This is a genomic window from Streptomyces sp. NK08204 (assembly GCF_020400585.1).
GTDB lineage: Bacteria > Actinomycetota > Actinomycetes > Streptomycetales > Streptomycetaceae > Streptomyces.
Genome location: NZ_JAINVF010000005.1, coordinates 119,820 through 134,556 on the forward strand (window position 1 = coordinate 119,820; position 14,737 = coordinate 134,556).

General features: G+C 71.2%; 15 protein-coding genes. 7 read left to right on the top strand and 8 right to left on the bottom strand.

What is annotated here, in order from left to right; all coding sequences use genetic code 11:
* The first annotated feature begins 80 nt into the window (after positions 1–80).
* Positions 81–479 carry a VOC family protein gene (locus K7G59_RS10180; protein WP_225832505.1) on the top strand — a complete coding sequence of 133 codons (399 nt, stop codon included), beginning with the start codon at positions 81–83 and terminating at the stop codon, positions 477–479.
* 28 nt (positions 480–507) lie between these two features.
* Here K7G59_RS10180 and K7G59_RS10185 read toward each other — a convergent pair whose 3' ends face one another.
* The 3 genes from K7G59_RS10185 to K7G59_RS10195 all read right to left on the bottom strand — a co-directional run bounded on the left by K7G59_RS10185 (position 508) and on the right by K7G59_RS10195 (position 2,978).
* Positions 508–1,479 (bottom strand): pirin family protein, encoded by a 972-nt coding sequence (locus tag K7G59_RS10185; protein ID WP_225832507.1) that lies wholly within the window; start codon positions 1,477–1,479, stop codon positions 508–510.
* A gap of 104 nt (positions 1,480–1,583) precedes the next feature.
* Positions 1,584–2,444, bottom strand: a complete 861-nt coding sequence (locus K7G59_RS10190; RefSeq protein WP_225832509.1) for a hypothetical protein — start codon at positions 2,442–2,444, stop codon at positions 1,584–1,586.
* A 45-nt stretch (positions 2,445–2,489) separates the two neighbouring features.
* On the bottom strand, positions 2,490–2,978 hold the full coding sequence (locus K7G59_RS10195; protein ID WP_225832511.1) for an SseB family protein: 489 nt from the start codon (positions 2,976–2,978) through the stop codon (positions 2,490–2,492).
* Between the two features lie 249 nt (positions 2,979–3,227).
* On the opposite strand from K7G59_RS10195, the gene K7G59_RS10200 reads away from it, so the two are divergent.
* The 3 genes from K7G59_RS10200 to K7G59_RS10210 all read left to right on the top strand — a co-directional run bounded on the left by K7G59_RS10200 (position 3,228) and on the right by K7G59_RS10210 (position 6,758).
* Positions 3,228–5,054, top strand: coding sequence for an acyl-CoA dehydrogenase (locus tag K7G59_RS10200; protein ID WP_225832513.1), 1,827 nt, complete (start codon positions 3,228–3,230; stop codon positions 5,052–5,054).
* A gap of 81 nt (positions 5,055–5,135) precedes the next feature.
* A complete protein-coding gene (locus K7G59_RS10205) occupies positions 5,136–6,437 on the top strand; it encodes a M18 family aminopeptidase (protein ID WP_225832515.1) in 1,302 nt (433 codons plus the stop codon).
* Positions 6,438–6,503: 66 nt separating this feature from the next.
* Positions 6,504–6,758, top strand: coding sequence for a DUF6458 family protein (locus tag K7G59_RS10210; RefSeq protein WP_225832517.1), 255 nt, complete (start codon positions 6,504–6,506; stop codon positions 6,756–6,758).
* A gap of 12 nt (positions 6,759–6,770) precedes the next feature.
* Here K7G59_RS10210 and K7G59_RS10215 read toward each other — a convergent pair whose 3' ends face one another.
* Together K7G59_RS10215 and K7G59_RS10220 are read right to left on the bottom strand one after the other, a co-directional pair.
* A complete protein-coding gene (locus tag K7G59_RS10215; RefSeq protein ID WP_225832519.1) occupies positions 6,771–8,600 on the bottom strand; it encodes a thioredoxin-like domain-containing protein in 1,830 nt (609 codons plus the stop codon).
* A gap of 30 nt (positions 8,601–8,630) precedes the next feature.
* Positions 8,631–9,023: a cupin domain-containing protein gene (locus K7G59_RS10220; protein ID WP_225832521.1), complete on the bottom strand. Its 393-nt coding sequence runs from the start codon at positions 9,021–9,023 to the stop codon at positions 8,631–8,633.
* Positions 9,024–9,075: 52 nt separating this feature from the next.
* On the opposite strand from K7G59_RS10220, the gene K7G59_RS10225 reads away from it, so the two are divergent.
* Together K7G59_RS10225 and K7G59_RS10230 are read left to right on the top strand one after the other, a co-directional pair.
* Positions 9,076–10,083: a GlxA family transcriptional regulator gene (locus K7G59_RS10225; protein WP_225832523.1), complete on the top strand. Its 1,008-nt coding sequence runs from the start codon at positions 9,076–9,078 to the stop codon at positions 10,081–10,083.
* Positions 10,084–10,115: 32 nt separating this feature from the next.
* Positions 10,116–10,634, top strand: coding sequence for an LURP-one-related/scramblase family protein (locus tag K7G59_RS10230; protein WP_225832526.1), 519 nt, complete (start codon positions 10,116–10,118; stop codon positions 10,632–10,634).
* On the opposite strand, the gene K7G59_RS10235 is transcribed toward K7G59_RS10230, so the two are convergent.
* Positions 10,631–11,431 (bottom strand): carbon-nitrogen family hydrolase, encoded by an 801-nt coding sequence (locus tag K7G59_RS10235; protein WP_225832528.1) that lies wholly within the window; start codon positions 11,429–11,431, stop codon positions 10,631–10,633. The genes K7G59_RS10230 and K7G59_RS10235 overlap by 4 nt on opposite strands.
* A gap of 184 nt (positions 11,432–11,615) precedes the next feature.
* On the opposite strand from K7G59_RS10235, the gene K7G59_RS10240 reads away from it, so the two are divergent.
* Entirely contained in the window at positions 11,616–12,440 is an 825-nt protein-coding gene (locus K7G59_RS10240; protein ID WP_225832532.1) for a maleylpyruvate isomerase family mycothiol-dependent enzyme, read from the top strand.
* 159 nt (positions 12,441–12,599) lie between these two features.
* Here the strand turns inward: K7G59_RS10240 and K7G59_RS10245 are convergent, their stop codons facing one another.
* Positions 12,600–13,841 (bottom strand): nitrate/nitrite transporter, encoded by a 1,242-nt coding sequence (locus tag K7G59_RS10245; RefSeq protein ID WP_225833094.1) that lies wholly within the window; start codon positions 13,839–13,841, stop codon positions 12,600–12,602.
* Positions 13,842–13,903: 62 nt separating this feature from the next.
* Positions 13,904–14,554 (bottom strand): GntR family transcriptional regulator, encoded by a 651-nt coding sequence (locus tag K7G59_RS10250; protein WP_374114207.1) that lies wholly within the window; start codon positions 14,552–14,554, stop codon positions 13,904–13,906.
* Positions 14,555–14,737 lie beyond the last annotated feature (183 nt).

The following is a 14,737-nucleotide window of genomic DNA, read 5'->3' on the forward strand; positions in this document are numbered from 1 at the left end:
CCACCACGGCCGCCGAGGGCCCGCCTGTCGTAGGACCCACCCAGGTGACAGGCCGTCAACTCGGACGTAGGCTCGCCGTCGTGATCGACTCGACCACCCATGTCCGTGTGGCCCGGCCCTCGCGGGATCTCGCCGCTGCCGAGCACTTCTACGTGACCGGACTCGGACTCGACGTACTGTGGCGGACCACCGAACGGGTGCCGGGCGAGCACGACCTGCTGATGGTCGGCCCGCCCGGCGGGTCCTGGCACCTCGAACTCACCCACGACCCCGAGCAGCCGATGGAGCCCACCCCGACCGTGGAGGACCTGTTCGTGGTCTACCTGGGCGCCCCGGTCGACGAGGCTCTGGTCGAGCGCCTGGTCGCCGCCGGGGGAGCCCGGGTCCCCGCACACAACCCGTACTGGGACGTGCACGGGGTGACGGTCGCCGACCCGGACGGCTACCGCCTGGTGCTGTGCTCGCGCACCTGGGGCTGACGGCGGCCGGCTGACAGCCGGCGGAGGGTCAGATGCCGCCCTCGGACATCCCGTGCACGGCCGGTACGGTTCCCAGCCGGCCCTTCTGGAAGTCCTCGAAGGCCTGCATCAGCTCTTCCTTGGTGTTCATGACGAACGGGCCGTAGTGGGCCATCGGCTCCCGGATCGGCTGTCCGCCGAGGAGGACGACCTCCAGGTCCGGCGTGTGCGAGTCCTGCTGCTCGTCCGCGCGGACGGTCAGCGAGGACCCGGCGCCGAAGACGGCGGTCTGGCCCATGTGGACCGGGCGCCGCTCGGCGCCGACCGCACCGCGGCCCGCGAGGACGTACGCGAGACCGTTGAAGTCCTCCCGCCAGGGCAGGGTGATCTCCGCGCCCGGGGCGAGGGTCGCGTGGATCATCGTGATCGGCGTGTGCGTGATGCCGGGGCCCTGGTGGCCGTCCAGCTCACCGGCGATGACACGCAGCAGCGCGCCGCCGTCGGGGGAGGTGAGGAGCTGGACCTGGCCGCCCCGGATGTCCTGGTACCTCGGAGCCATCATCTTGTCCTTGGCGGGCAGGTTCACCCACAGCTGCAGGCCGTGGAAGAGACCGCCGGACACCACCAGGTGCTCGGGCGGGGCCTCGATGTGCAGCAGGCCGGAGCCCGCCGTCATCCACTGGGTGTCGCCGTTGGTGATGGTGCCGCCACCGCCGTTGGAGTCCTGGTGGTCGAAGACGCCGTCGATGATGTAGGTGACGGTCTCGAAGCCCCGGTGCGGGTGCCAGGGGGTGCCCTTGGGCTCGCCCGGCGCGTACTCCACCTCGCCCATCTGGTCCATCATGATGAACGGGTCGAGGTGGCGGTAGTTGATCCCGGCGAACGCCCGGCGCACCGGGAAGCCCTCGCCCTCGTAACCGCCCGGAGCGGTCGTGACGGTCAGCACGGGGCGTGCCACGGCGTCGGCGGGCGCGGTCACACGGGGCAGCGTCAGCGGGTTCTCGACGGTCACTGCAGGCATGGTGGGTACCTCCTTGGTACGCCCAGTTTAGTTGAGCGTTGAACTTCTCGCCAGGTGTAACAGAAGAAGCCCGGAGGGAATTCCCTCCGGGCCCTCCGTCCGGCCTACGCGAACAGGGGCGCCAGCCCCGTAGCGACCATCTCGAGACCGATCGCCGTCATGGGCGCTCCGAGCAGCAGGGCGAGAAGCAGCCCGGCCAGCAGGTGCCCCACCGTGCCACGGCCGACCTTGGCGGTGCCGCCAGGATCGTCCGGGTCGTAGAGGATCTCGACCTCCACTCCGCCGCCTTCGGGTCCACTGCGCCGGTGCGGCTCACCGAGGGCGTCCTCGTACGCGTAGACGTACTCGGTTCTCCTGTCGTCCCCGTCACCCAGCTCGTACGTGCCCACGAGCCGCCCCGCGACCACGATGCCCCGCCGGCCCAGCACCAGGGCGTCGCGCACCATGCGCAGACCGCCCCTCAGCGGCAGCACACCGACCGTTGTCATCATCGGGCTCAGCAGCCAGGAGACCTGAGCCTGCTCCCCCGCGTCACGTGCCACCAGGAGCACGGTGATCACCCCGAAGAGCGCCGCAGCGAGCCCGCCCAGCGCCCACCGCGCCACATTCCGGGGTTCCAGCCCCGGGCGCTCCATCGGCGTGACCGTCACCAGCGCCGCCCCGTCCCGGCTCGGCTCGCCGGCGGCCCGCACGGGCAGTGCGCGGCGCACCGCCTCGGCGAACTCCCGCACGGCGGGTGCACTGCCGGAGGTGAGGGCGTAGGCCGCCCTGCCGGGGGAGGCCGAGGTCAGGACGACGACCAGCTCACGCCCCCTGCGCCCGCGTACGTCGACGCGCTCGATCGCGGAGACGGGTATTTCGCGGCGCACACCCCCCGACTCCAGCAGCAGCGCCCCGGAACGCAGCCGGGCAACAGAACGCCGCCGGCCGTACAGGACCAGCGGCGAGGTGTCGGCTGAGGCCATGCGGAAACGGTAGGCGAGCCGTGCGACCGGAAGGAGCGGTTCGGCTCAGCCGCCGCCGTACATCCGGCGCATCGCGAAGTCGACCATCTGCTCGACCGCCTTCGCGTCGAAGACGATCCGGTGCTCGCCCTCCATGTCCAGGACGAAGCCGTAGCCGGTCGGCAGCAGGTCGATCACCTCGGCACCGGTGATCACGAAGTACTTGGACTCCTTGCCCGCGTACCGGCGCAGCTCCTTCAGCGAGGTGAACATGGGGATCACCGGCTGCTGGGTGTTGTGCAGGGCGAGGAAGCCGGGGGTGTCGCCGCGCGGGCAGTACACCTTGGACGTGGCGAAGATCTGCTGGAAGTCCTCGGCCGACATCTGGCCCGTGGTGAACGCGCGCACCGCGTCCGCGAGCGAGGGCGGCGACGGCTCGGGGTACAGCGGCGGCTGCTGGCCGTACCCGCCGACACCGCCCGGCATCTGCTGCTGCGGCGGGGCGTACTGCTGCTGTGCGGCGCCCCCGTCCATGGGCTGGCCGTATCCGTACATGGGCGCAAGCGTACCGAGCCGCCGCGCCGCCCGAACGGCCCGCGGCGGTAACCGCCCAGCCCCGGCCGGCCGCCGGAGCACGCGGGGTTGCCCGCAGGGACGCCATGGGCCGAGGCTTGAGCCTCGTCACAGATACCGGGGCAGGGTTGCGTCTTATTACCGGCGGGTAGCATCATCTAGCTACTTGCTGGTACCTGAACAAGGCGCGAGGAGTCAGTGCCTCGCCGATCCCTCTACGGAGCCGTCACCATGGGGCACTACAAGTCCAACCTCCGCGACATCGAGTTCAACCTCTTCGAAGTGCTCGGCCGCGACAAGCTGTACGGCACCGGCCCGTTCGAGGAGATGGACGCGGACACCGCCAGGAGCGTCCTCGAGGAGCTGACCCGGCTCGCCGAGAACGAGCTGGCGGAGTCCTTCGCGGACGCCGACCGCAACCCGCCGGTCTTCGACCCCGAGACGAACACCGCACCCGTTCCGGCGTCCTTCAAGAAGAGCTACAAGGCCTTCATGGACTCCGAGTACTGGCGCCTCGGCCTGCCCGAGGAGATCGGCGGCACCGTCGCTCCCCCGTCCCTGCTGTGGTCGTACGGCGAGCTGGTCCTCGGCGCCAACCCCGCGGTCTGGATGTACTCCTCGGGCCCGGCGTTCGCCCGCGTCCTCTTCGAGGAGGGCAACGAGATCCAGAAGAAGATCGCCAAGATCGCGGTGGAGAAGACCTGGGGATCCACCATGGTGCTCACCGAGCCGGACGCCGGCTCGGACGTCGGCGCCGGCCGCACCAAGGCGATCCAGCAGGAGGACGGCTCCTGGCACATCGAGGGCGTGAAGCGCTTCATCACCTCCGGTGAGCACGACATGGAGGAGAACATCATCCATTACGTGCTCGCGCGCCCCGAGGGTGCCGGGCCGGGCACCAAGGGCCTGTCCCTCTTCCTCGTCCCGAAGTACCTGTTCGACTTCGAGACCGGCGAGCTGGGCGAGCGCAACGGCGTCTACGCCACCAACGTCGAGCACAAGATGGGCCTCAAGGCCTCCAACACCTGCGAGATGACCTTCGGCGACCGCCACCCGGCCAAGGGCTGGCTGATCGGTGACAAGCACGACGGCATCCGCCAGATGTTCCGCATCATCGAGTTCGCCCGCATGATGGTCGGCACGAAGGCCATCTCCACCCTGTCCACCGGCTACCTCAACGCCCTCGAGTACGCCAAGGAGCGCGTGCAGGGTCCCGACCTGGCGAACTTCATGGACAAGTCCGCGCCGAAGGTCACCATCACCCACCACCCCGACGTGCGCCGCTCGCTGATCACGCAGAAGGCGTACGCGGAGGGCATGCGTGCCCTCGTCCTCTACACCGCGTCCATCCAGGACACGATCGCGGTCAAGGAGGCGACCGGCGAGGACGCGTCGGCCGAGCACGCGCTGAACGACCTGCTCCTGCCGATCGTGAAGGGCTACGGCTCCGAGAAGGGCTACGAGCAGCTCGCCCAGTCGCTGCAGACCTTCGGCGGCTCCGGCTTCCTGCAGGAGTACCCGATCGAGCAGTACATCCGGGACTCCAAGATCGACACCCTGTACGAGGGCACCACCGCGATCCAGGGCCAGGACTTCTTCTTCCGGAAGATCGTCCGCAACCAGGGCGCCGCGCTGAACTCCCTCGCCGAGGACATCAAGAAGTTCCTGGCGCTCGGCACCGGCGGCGAGGAACTGGCCGGCGCCCGCGAGCACCTCGCCAAGGCCGCCGTCGAGCTGGAGGCGATCGTCGGCCTGATGCTGACCGACCTCGCGGCCACCGAGCAGGACGTCAAGAACATCTACAAGGTGGGTCTGAACACCACCCGTCTGCTGCTCGCCTCCGGTGACGTGATCGTCGGCTACCTGCTCCTCAAGGGCGCCGCGGTCGCCGCCGAGAAGCTCCAGACGGCGTCGGCGAAGGACAAGGCGTTCTACACCGGCAAGATCGCCGCGGCGAAGTTCTTCGCGGCCAACGTCCTGCCCGGCGTCACCATGGCCCGCAAGGTCGCGGAGAACGTCGACCTGGACCTCATGGAGCTGGACGAGGCGGCCTTCTAGTCCGCGTCCCCTCCGACCGCCTGCGCGGGCCCGCTCCCTACAGAGGGGAGCGGGCCCGCGCTCGTCGTTAAGGTGAACACCATGAGCGCATCCGCTGCCCGCTTCGACCGCGGCCACACCGACGACCTGATGTCCTTCCTGGCGGCGAGCCCGACGCCGTACCACGCCGTGGCGAACGTCGCCGAACGGCTGGAGAAGGCGGGCTTCCGGCAGGTCGCGGAGACGGATGCATGGGAGGGGACGAGCGGCGGCAGGTACGTGCTGCGCGGCGGCGCGATCGTGGCCTGGTACGTCCCCGAGGGCGCCGCACCGCACACGCCGTTCCACATCGTCGGCGCACACACCGACTCCCCGAACCTTCGGGTCAAGCCGCAGCCGGACAGCGGCGCGCACGGCTGGCGCCAGGTCGCGGTGGAGATCTACGGCGGCCCGCTGCTGAACTCCTGGCTCGACCGGGACCTGGGCCTGGCCGGCCGACTGACCCTGCGCGACGGCTCCTCGCACCTGGTGAACGTGGACCGGCCGCTGCTGCGCGTGCCGCAGCTCGCCATCCACCTCGACCGTTCCGTCGCCACCGAGGGGCTCAAGCTCGACAAGCAGCGGCACTCCCAGCCGGTATGGGGACTCGGCGACGACGTGACCGACGGCGACCTCATCGCCTTCCTGGAACAGGAGGCGGGGCTGCCGGCGGGCTCGGTGGCCGGCTGGGACCTGATGGTCAACCCGGTGGAGGCGCCGGCCTACCTCGGCCGGGACCGGGAGCTGGTCGCGGGCCCCCGGATGGACAACCTGCTGTCGGTGCACGCGGGCGCCGCCGCGCTCGCCGCCGTCGCCACCCGTGACGCCCGGCTCACCCGGATCCCCGTGCTGGCCGCCTTCGACCACGAGGAGAACGGCTCCCAGTCGGACACCGGCGCGGACGGGCCGCTGCTGGGCTCCGTCCTGGAACGCTCGGTGTTCGCGCGCGCAGGCTCGTACGAGGACCGGGCCCGCGCCTTCGCCGGAACGGTCTGCCTGTCCTCCGACACGGGCCACGCCGTGCACCCCAACTACCCGGAACGGCACGACCCGACGCACCACCCGCGCGTCAACGGCGGCCCCATCCTGAAGGTCAACGTCAACAACCGCTACGCCACGGACGGTTCGGGCCGCGCCGTCTTCGCCGCCGCCTGCGAGAAGGCCAACGTCCCCTTCCAGACCTTCGTCTCCAACAACTCCATGCCCTGCGGCACCACGATCGGCCCGATCACCGCCGCCCGGCACGGCATCCGGACCGTCGACATCGGCGCGGCCATCCTGTCGATGCACAGCGCCCGCGAACTGTGCGGCGCCGAGGACCCCTACCTCCTGGCGAACGCGCTGGCCGCGTTCTTGGAGGGCTAGCCGGGAAAGACCCGGGTACCCGCTCGGCACCGGAGATTCCGGCACCGAAAGGGGAGGCGAAGTCTCATGGGGCTCGGCGGATGCATCATCCTCATCGCCGTGGGAGCCATCCTGACGTTCGCGACCGACTGGCACATGCAGGGTGTCAACCTCACGGTCGTCGGCCTGATCCTGATGGCCGTGGGGCTGATAGGCGTCACGACCTTCAGCGGGATCGCGCGACGCCGGCGGGTAGTGGTCCCGCCGGCGACGCCGGTGGTGGAGGAAGAGCCGCACCACCACCACCGCGGCGACGGATACGTCGACGGCTACGGCCTCTGACGCGACGCCCGGCTACTGCTCGTCCATGCCCGCCAGGACGAGCGGCAGGCGGTCCGCCCCGCCCTCGGTGAGACGGACCGGAACGCCCCAGTCCTGCTGGTGGACGTGGCAGGCGGGGTATTCGTTGGCCGGATCGTCGTCGCAGGACGCCGCCATCGCGGAGACGTGCAGAACGCCCTCCGCGACCGCCGGGTTCAGTTCCAGCTCGCGGGAGAGGTCCGTGTCGGCTCCCTCGCCCTTGAGCAGCAGCTCGGGCGGGGTGGCGGAGACCAGCAGGCGGGTCGAGGGGCCGTAACGGGTGTCCAGCTTCTGGCCCGCCGGGGCCTGGAAGATCACGTCCAGGCGCAGGCGGCCGGGGGCGACCTGCGTCGCCGCGCGCTGCGTGCGGTGGGCGACGGACTCCACCCGGACGGCCTCCTCGGGCAGGCGCAGCCGGGTCAGGCGGTGCCGGGCCGACTCCACGACCACGATGTCCTCGCCGACGAGGACCGCGTCGCTGGGCTCGCGCAGGTCCGTCGCGAGGGTGGTGACCTCGCCGGTGGCGGGGTCGTAGCGGCGCAGCGCGTGGTTGTAGGTGTCGGCGACCGCCACCGAGCCGTCCGGCAGCGCCGTCACGCCCAGCGGGTGCTGGAAGAGGGCCTGCTCCGCGGCGCCGTCCCGGTGACCGAAGTCGAACAGCCCGGTGCCGACCGCCGTGTGGACGTGACCGTCGAGGTCCACCCAGCGCAGCGCGCTGGTCTCGGAGTCGGCGAGCCAGAGCCGGTCGGCGGTGGCCGCGAGACCGGAGGGCTGCGCGAACCAGGCCTCGGCGCCGGGGCCGTCGACCAGGCCCTCGTTGGTGGTGCCGGCCGTGACGGCGACCGTCCGCTCCGCCGGGTCGTAGGCCCACAGCTGGTGGGTGCCCGCCATGGCGATCCACACCTTGCCGCCGAACAGCGCCACGTCCCACGGGGAGGAGAGGCTCACCTCGCGCGCCGGGCCGGAGGTCGCGGAGCCCTGCCACCACTGCTTTCCGGTGCCCGCCAGCGTCGTCACCGTGCCGGAGGCGAGGTCGAGGCGGCGCAGGGCGTGGTTGACGGTGTCGGCGACGACCACCGAGCCCTCGTCCAACAGCGCGAGACCCTGCGGCTCGTTGAACGCGGCCTCCTGCGGGCCGCCGTCGACGAACGCGCGCGCGCCGGAGCCAATCCGCCGCACGACCGTCTCGGCGTCCTCGGCCAGCTCCACCAGCTGGTGCCGGGTGGTGTCGCTGACCAGAAAGTTCCCGGACGGCAGCAGAAGCGCCCTGCCCGGGAAGCGGAGCGTGGTCGGCTCCGGCTCCGGCGGCACGTACGGCCCGTCGCCGCGGCGCAGCGTGCCCTTCGCCTCGTGCTCCGTCTCCAGCTCCTCGACCAGCCGCTCGATGGCGTGCGCGTGTCCCTCGCCCGCGTGCTGGGCGACGACGTACCCCTCAGGGTCGATCACGACGAGGGTCGGCCAGGCGCGGACCGCGTACTGCTTCCACGTCGCCAGCTCCGGGTCGTCCAGCACGGGGTGCTCCACGCCGTACCGCTCGACCGCGTCCACGACCGCCTGGTGCTCGGCCTCGTGCACGAACTTGGGGGAGTGCACGCCGATGACGACCACCGTGTCCCGGTGCTTCTCCTCCAGCTCGCGCAGCTCGTCCAGGACGTGCAGGCAGTTGATGCAGCAGAAGGTCCAGAAGTCCAGGACCACGATGCGTCCGCGCAGGTCGGCCAGGGTGTACTGCTTGCCGCCCGTGTTCAGCCAGCCGCCCTTGCCGATCAGCTCGGGGGCGCGGACGCGGGCGCGTCGGGCAGTCGCCGGGGAAGTGTCGCTCATGGACCCAAGGGTGCCATTGGGCACCGACAGTCACGTCAGCGCGTGGCCCGTGGTGGCGTCCACGTGGTCGGGTACGTCGTCGTGGCGGTCGCCCACCGTCAAGGTGCCCGTGGGTTCGAACACCAGGATCGAGGTGGCGAGTGGGGCGTACGGCTTGTGCTCGGTGCCGCGCGGGACGGTGAAGACGGAGCCCTTGGTGAGCACGACCGTCCGGTCACCGGCCGGCTCGCGCAGCGCGATGTGCAGTTCGCCGTCCAGGACCAGGAAGAACTCGTCGGTGTCGTCGTGGACGTGCCAGACGTGCTCGCCGTGGACCTTCGCGATGCGGACGTCGTAGTCGTTGACGGCCGTCACGATGCGCGGGCTCCAGTGCTCGCTGAAGGAGGAGAGGGCGGTGGCCAGGGAGATCGGTTCGCTGCTCATGTCCCCCATCGTCGGCGGTGACCGGGGGCCGCACCAGTGCTAGAAACCGCACATGCCGCAAGGATCCTCTCATCACCGTCCGCACCGAGTCGCCGTGATCGTCGACGACGGGACGAACCCCTTCGAGGTCGGGGTCGCGACCGAACTGTTCGGGCTGCCCCGGCCGGAACTGGGCCTGCCCGGGCCCCTCTACGAGGTGACGCTGTGCACGCCCACCTCGGCGGTGCGGATGAACCACGGCTTCTTCACCCTGACCGGCGTACCCGGCCTGGACGCGGTGGACGGGGCCGACACCCTCGTCGTGCCCGGACGCCCGGACAACGTCGTACCGCGCGGGGACGACGTCCTTGACGCGATCCGCCGCACGCACGCGCGCGGCGCCCGCGTCGTCAGCTTCTGCACCGGCACCTTCGCGCTCGCCGAGGCCGGGCTGCTCGACGGGCGCCGGGCCACCACCCATTGGATGTGGGCGGACACCTTCCGGGACCTGCACCCGAAGGTGCTCCTGGAGCCCGACGTGCTCTACGTGGACGAGAAAGACGTCCTCACCGCCGCCGGCAGCGCCGCCGCCCTCGATCTCGGCCTGCGCCTGTGGCACCGCGACCACGGAGCGGAGATCGCCAACGCCGTCTCCCGGCGGCTCGTCTTCGCCGCCCACCGGGACGGCGGCCAGCGCCAGTTCGTGGAGCGTCCGCTGCCCGACATCCCCGACGACTCCCTCGGCCCGCTGCTCGCCTGGGCGCAGGAACGGCTGGGCGAGCCACTGACGGTGGCGGAGCTGGCCGCCCGTGCGGCCGTCTCCCCCGCCACGCTGCACCGCCGCTTCCGCAGCCAGCTGGGTACGACCCCGCTGGCCTGGCTCACCCGGGAACGTGTCGCGCTCGCCTGCCGGCTGATCGAGCGGGGCGAGGAGCGGCTGGATGTCGTGGCAGCGCGCAGCGGCCTGGGCACGGCGGCCAACCTACGGGCGCGGCTGCGACGCGAGACCGGGCTGAGCCCGTCGTCGTACCGGCGCCGCTTCGGCCCGGTGGCCGACGGCGCCCTGGGCGGCGCCCTGTGATGATCTCCGCGTCCCGGGGAAGCACCTCCGGTATGAGACTCCTCGTACGCGACCGGCTCCTCGGCATCGGTGACGACTACTGGATCGAGGACGAGCACGGCCGGAAGGTCTTCCTCGTCGACGGCAAGGCCATGCGGCTGCGGGACACCTTCGAGCTGAAGGACGCCCAGGGGCGCGTCCTGATCGACATCCACCGGAAGATGTTCGCGCTGCGCGACACGATGGTGATCGAGCGGGGCGGCGAGAGCCTCGCCACGATCAGGCGCAAGCGGCTGTCCCTGCTGCGCAACCACTACCGGGTGTCCCTCGTGGACGGCACCGGACTGGACGTCAGCGGCAAGGTCCTCGACCGCGAGTTCGCCATCGAGTACGACGGCGAACTCCTCGCGGTCATCTCCCGGCGGTGGCTGCACGTCCGGGAGACCTACGGCATCGACGTCGTCCGCGAGGACGCGGATCCCGCGCTGCTGCTCGCGGTCGCGGTGTGCGTGATCCACCTCGCGGAGAAGGAACGGGAGAAGGAGCAGGAGAAGGACCGGGAGGAGGACTAGCCGTGGCGTCGGGGCGGCTCCAGGCCCAGCATCCGGTCCTTCAGCGCCGGGAACTGCTCGCGGGTCGCGGCCACCTTCCCGGGGTCGAGGTCGACGGTCAGGACCTCTTCGCCGGCCCCCGCCTCGGCCAGCACCTCGCCCCACGGATCCACCACGATCGAGTGACCCGCCTGCGGAACTCCGGCGTGTGTCCCGGCCGTTCCACAGGCGAGCACGAACGCCTGGTTCTCCACCGCCCGTGCCTGAGCCAGCAGCGTCCAGTGCGCGCGCCGGCGCTCGGGCCAGCCCGCCGGAATCACCAGGATCTCGGCGCCGGCGTCCACGAGGGAGCGGAAGAGTTCGGGGAAACGGAGGTCGTAGCAGGTGGCCACGCCCAGGGTGGTTTCGGGCAGCCGGACCGTCACCAGGTCCCGCCCGGCCCCCATGAGCACGGCCTCGCCCTGGTCGAAACCGAACCGGTGGATCTTGCGGTAGGCCGCGGCCAGGTCACCGGAGGGGGAGAAGACGAGAGAGGTGTTGTAGAGCGTCCCGTCGGGGTCCCGTTCGGGGATCGAGCCCGCGTGCAGCCACACGCCCGCGTCGCTCGCCGCCTTGGCCATCGCCTCGTACGTGGGGCCCTCGAGCGGTTCGGCCTCCCGGCCGAACTCCTCGTAGGCGAAGGCACCCGTGGTCCACAGCTCGGGCAGCACCACGAGGTCGGCACCGGACTGCGCGCGTACGAGCGCGGCGGCCCGCTGCCTCCTGTCGGTTGCCGATTCGCCCTCGTCCACGGTCATCTGGATCAGCGAGGCGCGCACACTACCACCGTCCTGGCATTCGAGTCGTCCACACGGGCCTACGATCGTCACACGAAAGCACTGCCGGGGTGCCTTGGGGCAGCGTAACTTAGCGGTTTGAGACGCCCGCCGAGTGTCGCCGCCTCCCACTGGCAACGCCGCCCACAACCTGCCCGTGTACCAACCGCCGAGGGGTCCCGTTTCCGTGAGTCTGCATCCAACCCTCCAGCCCTACGCCGACGCCTGGACCGACTCCATCGAAGCGATATCCGAGCTGGTGCAGTCCCTCGCGGAACCGGACTGGAACCGGCGGACCCCCTGCCCCGGCTGGTCGGTGCGGGACATCGTGTCCCACGTCATCGGCCTCGACTGCGAGCTGCTCGGCGACCCGCGGCCCATCCACGCGCTGCCGCGCGACCTCTTCCACGTGACCACCGACCACCAGCGCTACATGGAGATGCAGGTCGACGTCCGCAGGCACCACACGGCGCCGGAGATGACGGCCGAGCTGGAGTACACGGTCATCCGCCGCAACCGCCAGCTGCGCAACGAGTCCCGTGACCCGGGCACCATGGTGCGCGGCCCGCTCGGCTCCGAGGTCACCCTGGAACAGGCCATGCGAACCCGCGCGTTCGACGTCTGGGTGCACGAGCAGGACCTGCGCACCGCACTCGGCCGCCCCGGCAACCTGGACTCGCCGGGCGCGTACGTGGCCCGTGACGTCCTGCTGGGCGCCCTGCCCAAGGTCGTGGCCAAGGACTCGGACGCCCCGCGCAGTTCGGCGGTCGTCTTCGACGTGCACGGCCCCGTGGAGTTCCTCCGCACGATCCGGGTGGACATGCAGGGCCGGGGCACCCTGGAGACCGCCCCCGCCCTGGGCCCCGCCGCCACCCTCAGCCTCGACTGGGAGACCTACGTCCGCCTGGCCTGCGGCCGGGTGGCCCCGGAGGCGGTGGCGGACCGGGTGACGGCGGAGGGCGACCAGGCCCTGGCGACGGCGATCCTGAAGAACTTCGCCGTGACGCCGTGACGCCGTGACGCAGTGACGCCGTGAGGTCTCGTGGTGCCGTGCCGTGCCGTCGCGATGCCGCGATGCCGCGATGCCTTGACGCCGTGGTGCCGTGACGCCGTGGTGTGTGGTGCCGTGACACCGTGGGGGCTTGGCCGCGCGGGGCGGGGAGGCACCGGTTCACGCGGGCACGTGCACCGTCTCCACCCGGCTCGCCACCAGCCGCTCCCGCTCGCGCCGAGCTGCCTGCCCCCGCAGCCGCAGGATCTGGCTGACCCCGAGCGCCTGCAGGACGAACACGGCGGAGAAGGCCGCGGTGTAGTTGTCGCCGGTGGCGTCCAACAGCACCCCGATCGCGAGCAACATCGTCATCGAGGCGGTGAAACCACCCATGTTGGTGATCCCGGACGCGGTGCCCTGCCGCTCCGGCGGGTTGGCCGGCCGGGCGAAGTCGAAGCCGAGCATGGAGGCCGGTCCGCACGCGCCGAGCACGGCGCACAGGACCACCAGCAGCCACATCGGCGCACGGTCGCCGGGGCAGGCGAGCGTGGCCGCCCAGACTGTGGCCGTCGCCCCCACCGTGCCGAGCGCCAGCGGCAGCCGTGCCGCGTGGTGCCGGGCGACGAGCTGTCCGTAGACGAGCCCGATCACCATGTTGGACAGGACGACGAGCGTGAGCAGTTCGCCAGCCGTCGCACGGCTGAGCCCCTGCGCCTGGACCAGGAACGGCAGCCCCCACAGCAGCAGGAACACCATCGCCGGGAACTGGGTGGTGAAGTGCACCCACAGCCCGAGCCGGGTCCCCGGCTCCCGCCAGGCGGCGGCGATCTGCCGGCGCACATAGACGGCCCCCCGATGCGGTGACGGCTGCGGCTCGTGCCCCTCGGGGTGGTCCTCCAGGAACAGCAGCGTCAGCACCAGCACCACCGCCCCCGCCAGCGCGCTGCCCGCGAACGCGGGCGTCCAGCCGAGCCCATGCAGCAGCCGGGCCAGGACGAGCGTGGAGACCAGGTTGCCCGCCATCCCCGCCAGGGCCGCGAGCTGCGCGACCAGTGGTCCGCGGCGGGCCGGGAACCAGCGGGTGCCGAGCCGCAGCACGCTGATGAAGGTCATCGCGTCCCCGCAGCCGAGCAGGGCCCGGGAGCCGAGCGCCATGCCGTACGAGGGGGAGAACGCGAAGCCCAGCTGCCCCGCCGTGAACAGCACGGCCCCGATGCTCAGCACCCGCTTGGTGCCGAGCCGGTCCACCAGCAGGCCCACGGGTATCTGCATGCCCGCGTAGACGAGCAGCTGGAGGATGGAGAACGTCGACAGCGCGGAGGCGTTCACATGGAAGCGGTCGACGGCGTCGAGCCCCGCCACGCCCAGGGACGTACGGAAGATGACGGCGACGAAGTAGACCGCGACGCCTATGGACCACATGGCGACGGCACGCCGGCCGCCCGGTGGGTCACCCGGCACGGTGGCGTGCTGTACGGGATCGTTCACCGCACCTCACCCCGCGCGAGGTGCGAGAACCAGCTCACATGCCGGTGCACGACCCCGACGGCCGCCTCCGCGTCCCCGGCCCGCAGCGCGTCCAGGATCTCCTCGTGCTCGGCGAGCGTCTTGGCGATCCGGTCGGGGTGCGAGTGCATGACGGCGACACCCATCCGCAACTGACGGTCGCGCAGCTGGTCGTAGAGGCGGGCGAGGATCTCGTTGCCGCCGCTGCGCACGATCTCGGCGTGGAAGCAGCGGTCGGTCGTCGCGGCACCGGCCAGGTCACCCGCGGCGGCCTGTGCCTTCTGCTGCTCCAGCAGCTCCGCGAGCCGGTCCAGCAGTCCCGGCGGCGCGGGTACGGCCTTGCGCGCGGCGTGCTCCTCCACCAGCAGCCGGGTCTCCACGACGTCCGCGATCTCCTGCGCGGAGACGGGCAGCACCAGGGCGCCCTTCTTCGGGTAGAGCCGGATGAGCCCCTCGGCCTCCAGGCGCAGCAGCGCTTCCCGGACGGGAGTGCGGGAGACTCCCACGGCTTCTGCCAGCTCGCCCTCGGTCAGCAGTGTCCCGCCCTCGTAACGGCGGTCGAGGACGCCTCGTTTGACGTGGTCGTAGACACGTTCGGCGGCGGGCGGTTGCTTCACGGTCTGCTTCACCGCCGGCTTCACGGCTTGCATCACGGGTTGCATCACGGGTTGATGGACGGCCGTTTCCATGACCACAGGATAGATACAACACGTACGCATGCGAGGGGGCCGTCCACGATCCGGACGAGACACAGATCCCGCCGGCGACCGCACAACCTTCCGTGCCGCTCACCCGTTACCTGTCACGCACCC